Genomic DNA, 16,456 nt, shown 5'->3' on the forward strand with positions numbered 1-16,456 from the left:
GGCTGGCATACGCGACCGTCTTGTGCGTGACGGCGGCGGCGCTGAAGGTTGCACCCAGCTTGGCTGCCTGCTTGAGCAAGACCATGCCCGGTGCATTGTCGCCGGCCGGATCGCGCGCCTGCGCGTCGTGGTTGACGAGGTAGCTGGAAATCAATAGGCCGGCACCGGCCCGCACGGCGCCGTAAGCGTCCGTGCGCAGCTCGGCGCCCGTGCCGCGCAGGCTGCCCCGGTAATTGTCGGCCGCATGGATCAGGTGGCCAAGATTGAGTTCGCTTGCCGCATGGCTGCTCTTGAGCTGGATGCGCCCTTGCTGGTCGGTATCGTCGAACAGCAACTGGTTGTAGCCAGAGCCGGAGCCGGCGGCGCCGAATTCCTTGCTGCGGATGCCCCATTGCGCCGCGCCGTTGCGGTGGCCCGCGCTGCCGCCAGCCGCGCCATGCCAGAGCGGACTGTTGCCGCCAGCCACGTTGCCCTGCGCCGATGGCGCATGGTCGCGCGCCGGCTCGAAGACGCTGGCGTCCGCGGGCTTGTCCGTGATGCCGCCCGGCGTGGGCGCGACGCCACCCTCGCCTTGCCCGTTGTACAGGGCGCCGACGATGATGGGCCGGTCGATATCGTTTTCCAGGAATTGCACCAGCACTTCCTGGCCGATGCGCGGCAGGAACTGGCTGCCCATGCCGCCGCCGGCCGAGCGCTGCGCCACGCGTACCCAGCAGGTGGCGCTGCCGTCAAGTTGCCAGTGGAAACGGATGCGCACCCGGCCCAGCTTGTCGCAATGGATTTCGCTGCCGCCGCTGGCGCCGCCGTCGGCGCCGACGACGATAGCGCTCTGGCTGCCGCAGGCCGTCGGTTTCGGGTGGTGGCGCGCGTCGCCGCCGTCATGCACGGGGCGCCATGGCGTTGCCGCGGCAAGCATCTCGATGCAGTTGGCGTAACCGCTGGCTTTCGCCTGGGCAATCGCGGCGGCAAAGTCGGCAAAGCCGTCGCCCAGGCCTGGCATGGCTTCTTCCAGCAATTCGGGCACTGGGCCGAACAGTTCTGCCAGCGCCTGCGACGCGGGCGCCGGCAGGTTGTTGATGCCGATGCTGGCCACGCGGAGCACGACATAGTCGGACGCGGCACCATCGGCCTGCGGCAACGGCCCCTGCGTCAGGGTGAACCGCGTGCCGGCGCGCAGGGTGCGTACCGTCGAGCGCGCCTGCCACAACTGGGCGCGCGCTTCGCGCGACTGCATCTGCAACGCGGCATAGTGCTGCGCCTGCGCGCCATTCGCATACCAGTACTGGCCCGGCGTATCGTAACTTTCCAGCACGGGGGCATGCTTGCCGCCGATGGCCAGATTCGTCGGCACGCTGGCGGCGACCGCCTTCTTGGCCTTGTAATCGTAGCTCAGCACGCTACTCAGCCCGACGTGCAGGCTGCGCCGCGCACACAGCGCTTGCACGCTGTCGCTCGCTTCGCCGGCCCTGGCGCCATGAAAACGCAAGCCGCCGCCTTGCGCGCTGCTGGCGTCCTCGGGCGTGGCGCAGGGCTGGCTGCTGTCGGCGAACAAAATTAGCGTGTGCGCCTCGAAGCGCCAGGCGATGCCCTCTTCCGTCAGCAGCCGGCGCACGAAATCGAAGTCCGATTCCCGGTACTGGCAGCAATAGCTGCGCTCGCCCGCCTGCCGCATGCACTGCGCCACCTCGTCGCTCCATTGCCACAGGGCATGCGGCGCATAGGCTTGCAATACCTCGTCGACGATGGCCGTCACGCTCCGGTCTTGCCATACGCGGCTGTTACGCACTTGCGTCAACAGCCACAGCCAGGGCGTGATGCGCAAGCGGTAGCGCGCCAGGCCGCCATTGCTGCCCAGCATGGCCGCTGCGCTGATATAGCCGGAAAACTGCGTGCGCGTGCCGTCGGCCAGGCTGATATGCAGGCTGGCAGGCTGGCCCAGCAAGGAGGCCAGCGCAACATGGGCATTCGTGGACAAGGCGATAATCTCGCGCGCGCCAACCTCCTGCAGCCGTTCATCGGCGGCAAAGGCTTCGACCAGCAAGCCGCTGTCCTGGCCATCGTCGCCGATGGACAATGCATACAGGCGCGTCGCGCCATTGAAGGCGGCTACCGCGCTAACGATATCTTGTGTCAAAGGATGCTCTTCATCTGGAAAGTGGCATCGCACATTGCTTATCAAAACAATGTGCAAAATAAACAAGTCCAGGCAATTATGCGCGAGTTCTCAAAAAAGCAAGATTCAATTGAACAAGTAGTGCGCGGGGAAGACAATAGTCGATGCTTCGGGCAATGGATTCGGTACAATACTCCGGCAAGCCCATTCACTCTTTCCCGTGCAGCCATGAACCAACTCGAACAACTGAAGCAATTTACTACCGTGGTGGCCGACACCGGCGACTTCCAATCGATCCAGGCTTACACGCCGCGCGATGCGACGACGAATCCGTCGCTGATCCTGAAGGCCGTGCAAAAGGATGAATACAAGCCGCTGCTGGAAAAGGCCGTGCGCGACCATCCGAATGCCTCGACCGCCGAAATCATCGACCGCCTGCTGATCGCCTTTGGCGTGGAAATCCTGCAAACCATCCCCGGCCGCGTCTCCACCGAAGTCGATGCGCGCCTGTCGTTCGATACAGAAGGTACTGTCGCCAAGGGCCGCGACCTGATCGCCCTGTATTCGAACGCCGGCATTCCACGCGAACGCGTGCTGATCAAGATCGCTTCCACCTGGGAAGGCATCCGCGCCGCCGCCATCCTGGAAAAGGAAGGCATCCGCTGCAACATGACCCTGCTGTTCTCGCTGGCCCAGGCCATCGCCTGCGCCGAAGCGGGCGCCCAGCTCATTTCGCCGTTCGTCGGCCGCATCTACGACTGGTACAAGAAATCGACGGGTATTGACTACATGGGCGCGGAAGATCCGGGCGTGCAATCGGTACGCCGCATCTACAATTACTACCGCAAGTTCGGCTACAAGACCGAGGTGATGGGCGCGAGCTTCCGCAACACGTCGCAAATCCTCGAACTGGCCGGCTGCGACCTGCTCACCATCAGCCCCGACCTGCTGCAAAAGCTGGCCGACAGCGATGCGCCGGTGGAACGCAAGCTGAGCGCCGAAGCGGCGCCATCGACCAACATCGTGCAAATGTCGCTGAACGAAGAAGCCTTCCGCTTCATGATGAATGAAGACGCGATGGCGACGGAAAAACTGGCCGAAGGCATCCGCGCCTTCTGCGTCGATTCCGGCAAGCTGAAACAGATGATCGCGGCACTGCGCTAATCACGACGTGCGTAAAAAAAGCGGCGTCCGTGCAGTGCACGGCGCCGCTTTTTTCATGCCCGCGTGATCAGGAACAACGGAATGTGGCCACACCCTGGTAATTGGCGCCATTTGCCAGTTGCGCCTTGTAAGCGGCGATCAGCAGATAGCGGCCAGCGCCGCCGTCGCCCAGCATCAGCTGCGCGCCCGTGCCATTCGACAGGTAGCCGCCGGTGATGCTGCTCGACGCGGCCGAAGCCATGGTCGTCGAAGCCGCTACTTTACCCGTGCTGCCGCCTGCGCTGGCGTCGATGGTCAGCGCTATTTTGGCGCCGGAGGCATCGAAGGACATGCTGGCATTGCCGCTGGCGGTACCGAAGTTAGCGGTCGACGAGACGCTGCTGCCACCCGTATAGCTTGGCGCCGTGAACGTGCCTGCATCGCAGGTGAACGTGCCGGTCGCTGGCAGTGTGGCGAGCACGTTATAGGCGACGTAATGCGCACTGGCATTGTTGCCGCTCAACGTCGTGGCGCCAGAGCTATTGCTGAATGAGCCCTTGAACCAGCGTCCCTGCGCAAAGCTGGCGTCGCCGCTGATTTCACGCGTCACGGCCGGGTTGCCCGTCAAGACGATGCTGCCGATAGTGCTCAAGGCGCCGGAGGTATCCTGCACCAGCGTGCTGGCCTTGCCATTGCTCTGCAAGCCGATCGACGTAAAGACGAAGCGGCTGTTGTCGCCATTGACGAAACGGGCGCTGACGGTGCCCGTGTTTTCGCCAGTGGCGGTCGGCGTGACAGGCACCACTGGCGGCGTAACAGGCGTCACGGGTGGATTCACGGCGACTACCGGGTCAGCTGGGGAGGACGAGCCGCCACCGCCGCAGGCAACGAGAGAGCCAGCGATGAGGGTCAGAACAAAAGCGTGATTCAGTTGCATAAAATTCCAATCAAAAAGCAAGACATAAGGAATCCTTGGCACATGCCAAAAATTCAACGTCCAATATTATGCAACATTTCTCAAGAGAATGGTTGCCTTAAAGAAATTTATTAATACTAACAATGTGACTATGGCGAGTGCGATTGTGTCGTGGCGCCACGCTGGCGGTAAAATACGCGGCTACAGGCCGCTAACAACAACTCATGCAATCACCGATCACCATCCGCCTGGGCCGCCGCGCCCGCGCCCGCATTGCCGGAAACGGCTTGTGCGCGAGCGACATCGCCATCGTCCCTGCCGCCGCAGGCGGGCCGAAAGGCTTGATCCTGCACCAGCTCGATTGCTGGCTGTTCGGTGATTTTCTGGCGCAAGCGCCGCGCCCGCGCCACTTCGTCGGCGCCTCGATCGGCGCCTGGCGCATGGCCGCCGCCGTGTTTCCCGACCCGGTGGCCGCGCAACGCCGCCTGGTGCGCGCATACGTGGGCCAGCGCTATCCAGACAAGCCCGAGGCGGCGCACGTCAGCCGCACTTGCCGCGCCCTGCTCGATGCCGTCCTCGATGGCCAGGATGCGCAGCTGCTACGGCATGCGCAACATAGTCTGTCGGTGCTGGCCGTGCGCGGCATCGGCGCGCTGGCGCAGCCGGGCAAATGGCGCGACCGGCGCGGCTTCCTGCTGGCGGCCGCCGGCAACGCCGTGGCGCGGGCGCGTCTGGCCGCCTCGCTGGAACGAACCGTGTTCCATGCCGGACCGGACGGTGCCAGCTGGCTGCGCTCGCGCTTCGACGCCTTTCATTCCCACTTCGTGCCGCTGGCGCAGGACAACCTGCGCGACGCGCTGCTCGCTTCCGGCTCCATCCCGCTGGTGCTTGACGCCGTGACGGACATCGCCGGCGCCCCGCCCGGGCGCTACTGGGACGGCGGCCTGGTCGACTACCATCTGCACCTGCCCTACCAGCGCGAACCGGATCTGGTGCTGTACCCGCATTTTGCCGACCATATCGTGCCGGGCTGGCTGGACAAGGCCATGCCCTGGCGCCGCGCGCGCAGCGGCGATAGCGCACTCGACAACATGATCCTCGTCTCGCCCTCGCCCGCCTTCGTGGCCAGCCTGCCGAATGGCAAACTGCCGGACCGGCGCGACTTCCCGCACTACGGCCAGGATCATGCAGCGCGCATGCGCGACTGGCGCCGCGCCATCGCGGAAAGCGAACGCATGGCGGCCGCCTTCGCCCGCTGGGCCGAGCAGCCGAACCTGCGCCAGGCGCTCGACCTGTAGCACGGGCGAGACTGCAACAGGCTCGAAAACAAGCGTGCTTTTCCCTCGCCTATTGGTCACTTATCAGTGCATACTATGTCGCACAGGCAATTAAATCCCCTCTGCGACAGGAGCTCCAACCATGCACGCCCTCTCCCACCTTCGTATCGGCACGCGCCTGGCTGCAGGCTTCGCGCTGGTGCTGCTGCTGTCCGTGATTTCCACCTCGTACGCGCTGTACAGCGCCAGCGTGAACGCCGAAGCGACGCGGCAAATGATGGAAAAACCGCTCGCCAAGGAACGCCTCGTCTCGGACTGGTACGTGCTGATTTACTCGGCCATCGCGCGCACCTCGATGATCGCCAAAAGCACGGATGAAACGCTGTCGAGCGTGTTTGCCGACACCATCGCCGACAGCACGAAACAGGGCAGCGAACTGCTGAAGAAAATCGAGGCGCTGCTCGACAGCGACGAGGAAAAAGCCATCTTCAAATCCTCCATCGCCGAGCGCGTCAAATACCAGGACGCCAAGACCCTGGTGATGAATGCGCGCAAGGCCGGCGACGCGGCGCAGGCGGAAAGCACTTACCGCGACAGCTTCGCGCCCGCCGCCGCCAAGTACCAGAACAATGTCAAGGCCCTGCTATCGCAGCAGCGCCAGGCCATCGACGCCACGGCGCAAGCGATCGAGGCGGCCAACGGGCGCAGCTTCACCCTGCTGCTGACCTTGTGCGTGCTGGTGGTGGCGCTGGGCAGCGTCTGCGCCTGGCTGATCACGCGTTCGATTACGCAACCGTTGAAGGCCGCCGTGAAGGTCGCCGAAACGGTGGCCGACGGCGACTTGCGCACGCACTTCGGCACGCCCGCCAGCGATGAAATCGGCGACCTGATGCGCGCGCTGCACGGCATGAACGAGGCACTGCGCAAGGTAGTGTCGGAAGTGCAGACGGGTACCAATGCGATTGCCACGGCGTCGGGCGAAATCGCCGCCGGCAACCAGGATCTGTCGGCACGCACGGAGCAGCAGGCCAGTTCGCTGGAAGAGACGGCATCGTCGATGGAAGAACTGACCAGCACCGTGAAGCAGAATGCGGACAATGCGCGCCAGGCCAACCAGATGGCGGTGGCCGCCTCCGGCGTGGCCGAACGGGGCGGCAGCATCGTCAGCCAGGTGGTCGACACCATGGGCGCCATCGATACGGCATCGACGAAAATCGTCGACATCATCGGCGTCATCGACGGCATCGCCTTCCAGACGAATATCCTGGCCCTGAACGCGGCCGTCGAAGCGGCGCGCGCTGGCGAGCAGGGACGCGGCTTTGCCGTCGTCGCCACGGAAGTGCGCAGCCTGGCGCAGCGCTCGGCCGCGGCGGCGCGCGAAATCAAGACCCTGATCGGCGACTCGGTGGAGCAGGTCAACAACGGCACGCGGCTGGTGCAGCAGGCCGGCAACACCATGGGCGAAGTGGTCGACAGCGTGCGCCGGGTCACCGACATCATGGCCGAGATCACTGCCGCCAGCGCCGAGCAAAGCATGGGCATCGACCAGGTCAACCAGGCCATCGCGCAGATGGACCAGGTGACGCAGCAAAATGCGGCCCTGGTGGAAGAAGCGGCGGCAGCCGCCGAAAGCATGCAGGACCAGGCCGCGCGCCTGGCGCAAGTGGCGGCCGGCTTCCAGCTCGAACACATGGCCGCAGCGGCGCCGGTACGCACCGCACGGTCGGCGCCCACCCGGCTGGCCAAGCCGGCGGCCAACAGCACCACCGCCAGGCAGCCCAGCATCGCAACCAGGAGCGCGCCTGCTGCGCGCAAGCCCCAAGCGCAGGTGGCTGGCGAGCAGGATTGGGAAGAGTTTTAAGGCGGGCAACAGGGTCCGTCAAAAGGGTTTGACAGCGCCCTGGCGCGCGAGGATACTGGCTTCAGGTGGCATGGCGCTCCACCGGCAGCGATACGTGTTGCGCCTGACATCGTTTTGCGGGAGCACGAACATGAAAAGTATCCGCCGCGTCAGCGAACAGCTGCGCCTGGGCTTCCTGCCCCCCTTGCTGCTGTGCGCAGCCCTTGCCGGCTGCGCCACTGCGCCCACGATCCAGCTGCCGCCCAACCTTTTCAACGATGCCAGCTTTGCCGCGCCGGCCGTGCCGGTCGACCCGCAGCAGGCGTTTGCCATGAGCGAGGCCATGCGGCACTATGTGCGTGTCGATATCGCGCGCGAAGCGCGTACCAAAAATCCCCGCCGCGCGCTGGCCGATGCCCTGCACAACCGGGCGGGGCTGCAACTGGAATATGATGCCGCCATCACGCGCTCGGCGGCACAGGCGTTCGATGCACGCAGCGGCAACTGCCTGTCGCTGGTCCTGATGACGGCAGCACTGGCCAAGGAGATGGGACTCGACGTGCACTACCAGGTGGTCCTGGGAGAAGAAAACTGGAGCCGCAGCAGCGGCATGTATTTCGTTGCCGGCCACGTCAATCTCACGCTGGAACGCCGCGCCATCGGCAATACCGCCGGCTACGAGGCCGATTCCATCCTGCTCATCGACTTCCTGCCTGGCGAAGACCTCACCGGTCAGCGCACGCAGGAAGTGCGCGAAGCAACCATCCTGGCCATGTACCTCAACAATCGCGCCGCCGAAACCATGGCCAACGGCGAACTCGACCAAGCCTACTGGTATGCCCGCGCCGCCATCCAGCAAGACCCCACGTTTGCGGGTGCATTGAATACCTTGGGTATCATCCAGCTGCGCCACGGCGATACCGAACCGGCCCGGCGCACGCTCGCTTACGCACTGGAACGCTCGCCATCGAACACCGTGCTGCTGTCCAACCTGGCGCAGGCACTCGACGGCCTGGGACGCGCGGAGGAAGCGCAGCTGCTGCGGCGCAAATTGCTGGCCCTGCAGCCGGAGCCGCCCTTCCACTTTTTCAACCAGGGCCAGCGCGCCATGGAAAGCGCCAACTACCAGGAAGCGGCACGCCTGTTCAAGCGCGAGATCGCGCGTGACCCCTATTACCATGAATTCCACTTCTGGCTGGCGCAGGCGTATGCGCGCATGGGACAACCCTCGCTGGCGGACAGGCAGCTGGAACTGGCGATGGACAACAGCACCACGCGCGGCGAGCACGGGCTGTACGCAGCCAAGCTGCAGCGCCTGCGCGCCGCCAGCGCGCATTAGCGCATCAGGCAGCGTCAGTCTTCCAGGAACATCTGCTGCAGGTCATTCAGGAAGGACAATCCCAGCGCCGTCGGATGGATGACCTGGTGGTCGCGGTACAGCAAGCCTTTCGCTTCGGCCGCATTCAGCGGCTGCTCGATGGCGTTGAGGGCCAGACCCGTGCGCTCGGCGAACAGGTTCGGCGAAAAACCCTGCGTCAGGCGCAGGGTATTGAGCATGAATTCAAAACCCATTTCCTCGCGCGCCAGTTCGCGCTCTTCCTGCACGGGGCTACCGGCCAGTACCGCGTCCATGTAGGCGCGCGGCTGCTTGTAGCGGGCCTGGCGCAGCACGCGGTGCGGGAACGAGATTTTACTGTGCGCGCCCGCGCCGATGCCCAGGTAGTCGCCGAATTCCCAGTAATTGCGGTTGTGCTTTGCCTGGCGGCCCGGCTGCGCATACGCCGACACTTCATAGCGGCCATAGCCCGCCTGCGCGGCGCGCGCGGCCACCATGTCGGCGATGTCCGCGCTCTCGTCATCGTCTGGCAGCACCGGTGGATACTTGGCGAACAAGGTGTTCGGTTCGAGCGTCAGGTGGTACAGCGACAAATGCGGCGGCGCGAACGACAGCGCCGTGTCCAGGTCCTGCTGCGCTTCGGCCAGGGTTTGCGTGGGCAGCGCATACATCAGGTCGAGATTGAAATTGTCAAAGTTGGCGTGCGCGATCTCCACCGCGCGGCGCGCTTCGTCATCGTCATGGATGCGGCCCAGCGCCTGCAAATGGCGGCCATTGAAACTCTGGATGCCGATCGACAGGCGGTTGATGCCGCTGGCCCGGTAAGACTTGAATTTTTCCGCTTCGAAGGTGCCCGGATTGGCTTCCATGGTGATTTCGCAATCGGGCTCCAGTGGCAGCAAGGTGCGCACGTCCGACATCAGCCGGTCCAGGCCCGCCGCCGACATCAGGCTGGGCGTGCCGCCGCCGATGAAGATGGTGTGGATCTTGCGGCCCCAGATCAGCGGCAGCGCCATTTCCAGGTCCAGGCGCAGGGCGGCCAGGTATTCGGCTTCCGGCAAGTCGCCGCGCACCTCGTGCGAATTGAAGTCGCAATACGGGCATTTTTTCACGCACCACGGGAAATGGATGTACAGCGACAGCGGCGGCAGGGCCGTCAGGTTCAGCGCGCCCGGCTGCAGGTATTTCAGGGCCGCTCCGGCCGCGCCGGAAATGCCTTCCTGCGGCGCGGGAGCGGTATTCGGCTTGGCTGCCGACCTGGCAACGGCGCCCACCAGTTTGATCGGGATCATCGCAGCTTTTCCACCAGCGCGCGCAGGGCCTGGCCACGGTGCGACAGCGCGTTCTTTTCATCGGACGTCAGTTCGGCCGCGCACTTGCCCAGCGCGGGAATGAAGAAGTGCGGATCGTAGCCGAAGCCACCCTGGCCGCGCGGCGTGGCGATCATCTCGCCATTCCAGCGGCCATCGGCGATCACGGGCTGCGGGTCGTCCGCATGGCGCACGTACACCAGCACGCAGTAGTAATAGGCGGATTTGTCGGCATGCGCTTCCAGGTCGGCGATCAGCTTGGCGCTGTTGGCCACATCCGATTTCGGCTCGCCCGCATAGCGGGCCGAGTACACGCCTGGCGCGCCGCCGAGCGCATTGACGCACACGCCGGAATCGTCGGCCAGCGCCGGCAAGCCCGTCAGGCGCGACGCGTGGCGCGCCTTTTGCAACGCGTTTTCAACGAAGGTGTGGAATGGTTCGTCGCTTTCCGGCACGGCGTACTCGCCCTGGGCGTGGACGGAAAAACCGATGATCGAGAGCAGCTCGTTGAATTCCTTGAGCTTGCCGGCGTTGTTGGAGGCGAGGATGAGGCGTTGGGTCATGTCAGTAGTCCGGTTGAAGTGCCGACATTGTAAACCTTTTGCGCTCCCCTCACCTTGGCCCGCCGCCGAGTTCAACGGCGGCAAGTGTGGGCTTTTTGCCCGGCGCGGCGGGCAGCGATGTGTAAATCTATGTAAAGATCAGATCCCCAAAGCCTGCTTCTGCAGGGCGATCAGGTCGGCGATGCCGCCCTGTGCCAGGTCCAGCAAACGGTTCATGCCGGCGCGGTCGAAAGCGGCGCCTTCAGCCGTGCCCTGCACTTCGATGAAGTGGCCCGCTTCCGTCATGACCACGTTCATGTCCGTGTCGCAGCCCGAGTCTTCCACGTAATCGAGGTCCAGCACCGGCATGCCCTGGTAGACGCCCACCGAGATGGCGGCGACGAAGCTTTTCACGGGAATGGCGGTGATCGCGCCGCGCGCCTGCAGCTGGGAAAACGCGTCATACGCGGCCACCATGGCGCCCGTGATCGAGGCCGTGCGCGTGCCGCCGTCGGCCTGGATGACGTCGCAATCGAGGTGCAGGGTGCGTTCGCCGAAGGCCTGCAAATCAAAGGCGGCGCGCAGCGAGCGGCCGATCAGGCGCTGGATTTCCTGCGTGCGGCCGGACTGCTTGCCGCGCGCCGCTTCGCGGTCCATGCGCGTGTGCGTCGAGCGCGGCAGCATGCCGTACTCGGCCGTCAACCAGCCCTGGCCCTTGCCTTTCAGAAAACCCGGCACCTTGTCTTCGATGCTGGCGGTGCAGATGACCTTGGTGTCGCCGCACTCGATCAGCACCGAGCCTTCTGCATGCTTGGTGTACTGGCGGGTGATGCGGATGGCGCGCAGCGCGTCGACGGCGCGGCCGCTCGGGCGGGATTCAAATGTCATGGGATGTCCTGTGTGATTGGGGTTGCGGCAGCGATTTTACCACCGCGCGCCCGTGTATTTGCAGTCATGCAACAGCGCAGGACGCAATGGCGAGCCGCGCACACATGATCCCTACAATCCTGCCCCGCCAAACACAATTTTCTTTACAATGCCGTAAAACGCACACTATTCAGCAATTTTCAGGCCATCAGACCATGCGGTTCTGTTTTTGCGGCGCGGGCGGTATTGCCTGCGCTGGCTGATTAAGTGTATAAGTGACTGTATACAAGACCAAATCGGGGAATCCTTTGAGCATTTCAAGCATGACAGGCTACGCGGTTGCCACCAGCGAAGGTGCTGCAGGCACACTGACAATTGAAATCAAGAGCGTCAACTCACGCTTTCTCGACCTGCAATTCCGGATCAACGACGATCTGCGGGCCCTGGAGCCTGACTTGCGCGCCGCCGTCATGTCCGCCATCACGCGCGGCAAAGTCGAGGTACGCCTGAGCTTTGGCCGCAAGGCCGCCACAAACGGCACGCAAGCGCTGAACCTGCCCCTACTGGCAGAACTGGCGCGCCTGCAAAACGAAGTGGGCCAGCATTTTGTCTCCGCTCCCGTCATGACGGTGGCCGAACTGCTGCGCTGGCCTGGCGTCATCGAAGAAGCGCAAGTGGGACAGGAGTCCCTGCAGGCGGACGTGGGCGCGCTGACCCGCCGCACCGTGGCCGCCTTCGTCGACAGCCGCAAGCGCGAAGGCGCCGCGCTCGAAGCGGTGCTGGTGTCGCGCATCGAGGCGATGGAAGCCATCGTCAAGCGCATCACGCCATTGATTCCGCAAGTGGTGGCGGCCTTCCAGCAAAAAGCCATCGAGCGCATGCAGGACGCGCTGGGCCTGGCCAGTCAGGGCTCGAATTCGGCCCTGTCGCGCCAGGACGCCATGGAGCGCATCCGCCAGGAAGTGATTTTGTACGGCATCCGCATCGACGTGTCGGAAGAGCTGGCGCGCCTGTCGGCCCACCTGGGCGAAACGCGCCACATCCTCACCAAGGGCGGGCAAGTGGGCAAGCGCCTCGACTTCATGATGCAGGAACTGAACCGCGAAGCCAACACGCTGGGCGCCAAGGCGTCCGTCAAGGAACTGGCCGACGCCTCGATGGACTTGAAGCTGCTGATCGAGCAGATGCGCGAACAGGTACAGAACCTGGAGTAAGCGCCCTTCAGGCCAGGCGCGCTCCGGCGCGCCCCTTGTCGCTGGCAGCGATGACGACGCAGGCGACAAACAGCACGATGCTGTATTCCACGCCGCCGGCGCCATGCTCGCCCACGAACCATCCCTTGGCCGCATGCACGATGGCGATGCCGCCGATGCAGATCACCATCAGCCCGGCCGCCGCCCAGCGCGTGTACTTGCCGACGATGAGCAAACTGCCGCAAACGATTTCGACGACGGTAATTGCCCACACCACAGCCAGGCCGTAAATGAATCCCTTGTCTTCCAGGAACCCGGCAAAACGGGGGATGGTGCCATTGGCGATGCGCGTGATGGCGTGCGCCATGAACATCACGGCGATGGCCACGCGCAGCAGCAACATGGCCTGGGCAACACTGAGAAACGGAAAATTCTTCATGCGCGCATCCTGTCGGTAAATAGTTATCAAGAAAAAACCATTCCAAATTAAATAACTATTTCCTCAAGATAACAAGCAAAATATGTGCAAGCCTGGCGGCAAGGCGCATCGCGGGGCTGGCTCGCCGCCTTGCCTCTTGGTAAAATACCGAATTGGGCGGCGCCCATGCAAGTGCACACGCCGCCATCACACGCATATGGAAAGATCCGCATGAGCCACCCTACCGCCTTCTCCGGCAGCCTGTTCGTGGTCGCCGCGCCATCGGGCGCCGGCAAATCGACACTGGTCAATGCATTGCTGGCGCAAGAGCCCGGCATCAAATTGTCGATCTCGACCACCACGCGCGCCCCCCGTCCGGGCGAGCAGCATGGCCGCGAGTACTATTTCACGACGGCGGAAGACTTTGTCGCGCGCGCCGACCAGGGTGAATTCCTGGAATGGGCAGAAGTGCATGGCAATTACTACGGCACTTCGCGCATCATGGTGGAACAGCAAATGCTGGCCGGCACCGATATCCTGCTGGAAATCGACTGGCAGGGCGCGCGCCAGGTGCGCAAGCAATTTCCCCGCGCGGCCGGCATTTTCATCCTGCCGCCATCGATCGATGCGCTGGAAGAACGCTTGAACAAGCGCGGCCAGGACGAGCCGCACGTGATCACGCGCCGCCTGCTGGCGGCCGGCGGCGAAATCGCACACGCTCCCGAGTTCGAGTATGTTATTATCAATGAAGAGTTTACGGTCGCTTTGTCCGAACTGAGCGCGATCGTGAGAGCGGCCCGTTGCCGGTTTGCGCAACAAGCGGCCCGCAACGCATCGCTATTCGCCCAGCTGGGCCTGCACGCAGAATAATCGTCTCTGCACGCCAGTTCACACAGCGCCCCGCACCACGCACACAATTTAGGAGTTACTATGGCCCGTATCACAATCGAAGATTGCCTGAAGCAGATCCCTAACCGTTTCCAGCTGACCCTGGCTGCGACTTATCGCGCACGTCAGTTGTTGCAAGGCCACACCCCCAAGGTCGAAGCCAAGGACAAGCCTACCGTTGTCGCACTGCGTGAAATCGCTGCCGGTAAAGTCGGTATCGAAATGCTGAAAAAGGTCCCGATGTAGTGGGAACCCGCGTGCCGGAACAGTGCTGACCCCTGGTTCTACCGTATCCTTTATTCACACTGTGAAGCAACGCGACGTTTTATGAGTCTGACCCCAGCCGACACGACTTCCGCAGCACTGCCGCCCCTGGCCTCGCGCCAGGCGGCAAAACCACAGGGCGCTTCCGCGCCCGGCGCCGGCACGTCCGGCAGCAACACCCCCGCAGCACCGCCAGCGCCCGCCCTCGGCGTGGCCTCCGTCAGCCACCTGGCCGACAAGCTGGCCGAATACCTGTCTCCCGCCGACCTGAAAAAAGTCAAGGAAGCCTACCGCTTCTCCGACGAAATGCACCTGGGCCAGATGCGCCGCTCGGGCGAGCCGTATATCTCGCACCCGATCGCCGTCGCCGAAATCTGCGCCGACTGGAAGCTCGACGCGCAAGCCATCATGGCCGCCCTGCTGCATGACGTGATGGAAGACCAGGACGTCAAGAAGGATGAATTGATCGAACGCTTCGGCGCGCCGGTGGCGCACCTGGTCGATGGCCTGTCGAAACTGGAAAAGATCGAATTCCAGAGCCAGATCGAAGCGCAGGCGGAAAACTTCCGCAAGATGCTGCTGGCCATGGCGTCCGACGTGCGCGTGATCCTGATCAAGCTGGCCGACCGCCTGCACAATATGCGCACCCTGGACTTCATGACGGCGGCAAAAAAACGCCGCATCGCCAGCGAGACCATGGAAGTGTACGTGCCGATCGCGCATCGCCTCGGCCTGAACAACATCTACCACGAGCTGCAGGACCTGTCGTTCTCGCACCTGTACCCCATGCGCTACCGCACGCTGGCGAAAGCCGTCAAGGCGGCGCGCGGCAACCGGCGCGAAGTGGTCAACAAGATCATGGAAGCGGTGAAAAGCACCTTGTCCATGGCCGAGCTCGAGGCCGACGTCACTGGCCGCGAAAAGACCCTGTACGACATCTATAAAAAGATGCGCAGCAAGCATTTGTCGTTCTCGCAAGTGCTGGACGTGTACGGTTTCCGCGTGGTGGTGGGCAGTTTTGCCGACTGTTACGTGACCCTGGGCACCCTGCACAGCCTGTACAAGCCCATGCCGGGCAAGTTCAAGGATTACATAGCGATCCGCAAGCTGAACGGCTACCAGTCGCTGCACACGACCGTCATCGGCCCCTACGGCACGCCCGTGGAATTCCAGATCCGCACGCAGGAAATGCACCGCACGGCCGAGTCCGGCGTGGCGGCGCATTGGCTGTACAAGAGCGGCGAATCGAACCCGTCCGACTTGCAGCAGCGCACGCATGCGTGGCTGCAATCCTTGCTCGACATCCAGCAGCAGACGGGCGACTCGGCCGAATTCCTCGAACACGTCAAGGTCGACCTGTTCCCCGATTCCGTCTACGTGTTTACGCCGAAGTCGAAGATCATCGCCCTGCCGCGCGGCGCCACGGCCATCGACTTCGCCTATTCGATCCACACGGGCATCGGCGACCAGACCGTGGCCGTCAAGATCAACAACGAAACCTCGCCCCTGCGCACCGAGCTGCACAATGGCGACATCGTCGAAATCATCACCGATTCCTCGTCGCGCCCCAGCCCGACCTGGCTGTCGTTCGTGCGCACCGGCAAGGCCCGTTCGGCCATCCGCCACCATTTGCGCACGATCAACCTGCCCGAATCGATCGCCCTGGGCCAGCAATTGCTGTCGCAGGCGCTGCAGACCTTGAACATCGACGCCGACCTGCAAGCGCCATTGGTCGAACGCCTGCTCAACGAGTCGAGCGCCAATTCCATGGACGAGCTGTACGCGGACATCGGTATCGGCAAGCGCATGGCCACCCTGGTGGCGCGCCACATCTTCGGCTTGATCGGCGGCGAAGCGGCCAGCATGCCGGTGGAACACAATAGCGGCAGCGAACTCGACCCGGTCACCATCTGCGGCAGCGAAGGCGTCTCCGTGCAACTGGCGCCATGCTGCTTGCCGATTCCCGGCGACCAGATCATCGGCCAGCTGCGCCGCGACCAGGGCTTGCTCGTGCACACCAGCGACTGCTCGCAAGCGAAACGCCAGCGCGCCAAGGAACCGGACCGCTGGATCGCCGTGCGCTGGGGAACCGAACTGAACCGCCGCTTCGACTGCCGCATCAAGGTGCTGATCAACAGCGAGCGGGGCATCCTCGCCCGCGTGGCCGCCGAAATCGGCGAGTCCGACGCCAACATCATCTATGTGGGCATGGACGAAGACAAGGACAACGTCCTCGACCAGCTGCGCTTCACCGTGCAAGTCAAGGACCGCGTCCACCTGGCCGCCCTGCTGCGCAATGTGCGGCGGGTAGCGGGTGTCAATAGAATATTGCGCGAACGAAATTAAAAA

14 protein-coding genes are annotated in these 16,456 nt (G+C 63.6%); 8 read left to right on the top strand and 6 right to left on the bottom strand.

The genetic code is table 11. The features are described from left to right. On the bottom strand, window positions 1-2,134 hold a 2,134-nt coding region (locus tag CSQ93_RS09915; RefSeq protein ID WP_099377921.1), incomplete at its 3' end, for a type VI secretion system Vgr family protein. Window positions 2,135-2,341: 207 nt separating this feature from the next. Between CSQ93_RS09915 and tal the strand changes: the two genes are divergently transcribed. Then, window positions 2,342-3,277, top strand: coding sequence for a transaldolase (gene tal / locus CSQ93_RS09920; RefSeq protein WP_034753971.1), 936 nt, complete (start codon window positions 2,342-2,344; stop codon window positions 3,275-3,277). A 67-nt stretch (window positions 3,278-3,344) separates the two neighbouring features. On the opposite strand, the gene CSQ93_RS09925 is transcribed toward tal, so the two are convergent. Next, window positions 3,345-4,193 (bottom strand): hypothetical protein, encoded by an 849-nt coding sequence (locus CSQ93_RS09925; RefSeq protein WP_158301190.1) that lies wholly within the window; start codon window positions 4,191-4,193, stop codon window positions 3,345-3,347. Window positions 4,194-4,396: 203 nt separating this feature from the next. On the opposite strand from CSQ93_RS09925, the gene CSQ93_RS09930 reads away from it, so the two are divergent. The 3 genes from CSQ93_RS09930 (at window position 4,397) to CSQ93_RS09940 (ending at window position 8,628) form a co-directional block, all read left to right on the top strand. After that, complete coding sequence (locus CSQ93_RS09930) at window positions 4,397-5,470, top strand: patatin-like phospholipase family protein (RefSeq protein ID WP_099377923.1); 1,074 nt, start codon at window positions 4,397-4,399, stop codon at window positions 5,468-5,470. Window positions 5,471-5,591: 121 nt separating this feature from the next. After that, complete coding sequence (locus CSQ93_RS09935) at window positions 5,592-7,310, top strand: methyl-accepting chemotaxis protein (RefSeq protein ID WP_099377924.1); 1,719 nt, start codon at window positions 5,592-5,594, stop codon at window positions 7,308-7,310. Between the two features lie 130 nt (window positions 7,311-7,440). Continuing rightward, window positions 7,441-8,628, top strand: coding sequence for a tetratricopeptide repeat protein (locus CSQ93_RS09940; RefSeq protein ID WP_099377925.1), 1,188 nt, complete (start codon window positions 7,441-7,443; stop codon window positions 8,626-8,628). 14 nt (window positions 8,629-8,642) lie between these two features. Here CSQ93_RS09940 and hemW read toward each other — a convergent pair whose 3' ends face one another. From hemW to rph, 3 genes are all read right to left on the bottom strand, one after another. Then, window positions 8,643-9,917, bottom strand: coding sequence for a radical SAM family heme chaperone HemW (gene hemW / locus CSQ93_RS09945; RefSeq protein WP_099377926.1), 1,275 nt, complete (start codon window positions 9,915-9,917; stop codon window positions 8,643-8,645). Further along, window positions 9,914-10,498, bottom strand: coding sequence for an RdgB/HAM1 family non-canonical purine NTP pyrophosphatase (rdgB, locus tag CSQ93_RS09950; RefSeq protein ID WP_099377927.1), 585 nt, complete (start codon window positions 10,496-10,498; stop codon window positions 9,914-9,916). The genes hemW and rdgB overlap by 4 nt, the downstream gene beginning before the upstream one ends. Before the next feature lie 138 nt (window positions 10,499-10,636). Continuing rightward, a complete protein-coding gene (gene rph / locus CSQ93_RS09955; RefSeq protein ID WP_035821321.1) occupies window positions 10,637-11,365 on the bottom strand; it encodes a ribonuclease PH in 729 nt (242 codons plus the stop codon). A 302-nt stretch (window positions 11,366-11,667) separates the two neighbouring features. Here rph and CSQ93_RS09960 point away from each other — a divergent pair, with 302 nt between their 5' ends. Beyond that, on the top strand, window positions 11,668-12,558 hold the full coding sequence (locus CSQ93_RS09960; protein ID WP_099377928.1) for a YicC/YloC family endoribonuclease: 891 nt from the start codon (window positions 11,668-11,670) through the stop codon (window positions 12,556-12,558). 7 nt (window positions 12,559-12,565) lie between these two features. Here the strand turns inward: CSQ93_RS09960 and CSQ93_RS09965 are convergent, their stop codons facing one another. Next, window positions 12,566-12,976 (bottom strand): DoxX family protein, encoded by a 411-nt coding sequence (locus tag CSQ93_RS09965; protein WP_099377929.1) that lies wholly within the window; start codon window positions 12,974-12,976, stop codon window positions 12,566-12,568. A 210-nt stretch (window positions 12,977-13,186) separates the two neighbouring features. Between CSQ93_RS09965 and gmk the strand changes: the two genes are divergently transcribed. From gmk to CSQ93_RS09980, 3 genes are all read left to right on the top strand, one after another. Beyond that, window positions 13,187-13,825 (top strand): guanylate kinase, encoded by a 639-nt coding sequence (gene gmk / locus CSQ93_RS09970; protein WP_077407781.1) that lies wholly within the window; start codon window positions 13,187-13,189, stop codon window positions 13,823-13,825. 60 nt (window positions 13,826-13,885) lie between these two features. Beyond that, window positions 13,886-14,089, top strand: a complete 204-nt coding sequence (gene rpoZ, locus CSQ93_RS09975) for a DNA-directed RNA polymerase subunit omega (protein WP_010400723.1) — start codon at window positions 13,886-13,888, stop codon at window positions 14,087-14,089. Between the two features lie 81 nt (window positions 14,090-14,170). Continuing rightward, on the top strand, window positions 14,171-16,453 hold the full coding sequence (locus tag CSQ93_RS09980) for a RelA/SpoT family protein (protein WP_099377930.1): 2,283 nt from the start codon (window positions 14,171-14,173) through the stop codon (window positions 16,451-16,453). Window positions 16,454-16,456: the final 3 nt, after the last annotated feature.

It is taken from the genome of Janthinobacterium sp. BJB426, assembly GCF_002735705.1.
Classification (GTDB): domain Bacteria; phylum Pseudomonadota; class Gammaproteobacteria; order Burkholderiales; family Burkholderiaceae_D; genus Janthinobacterium.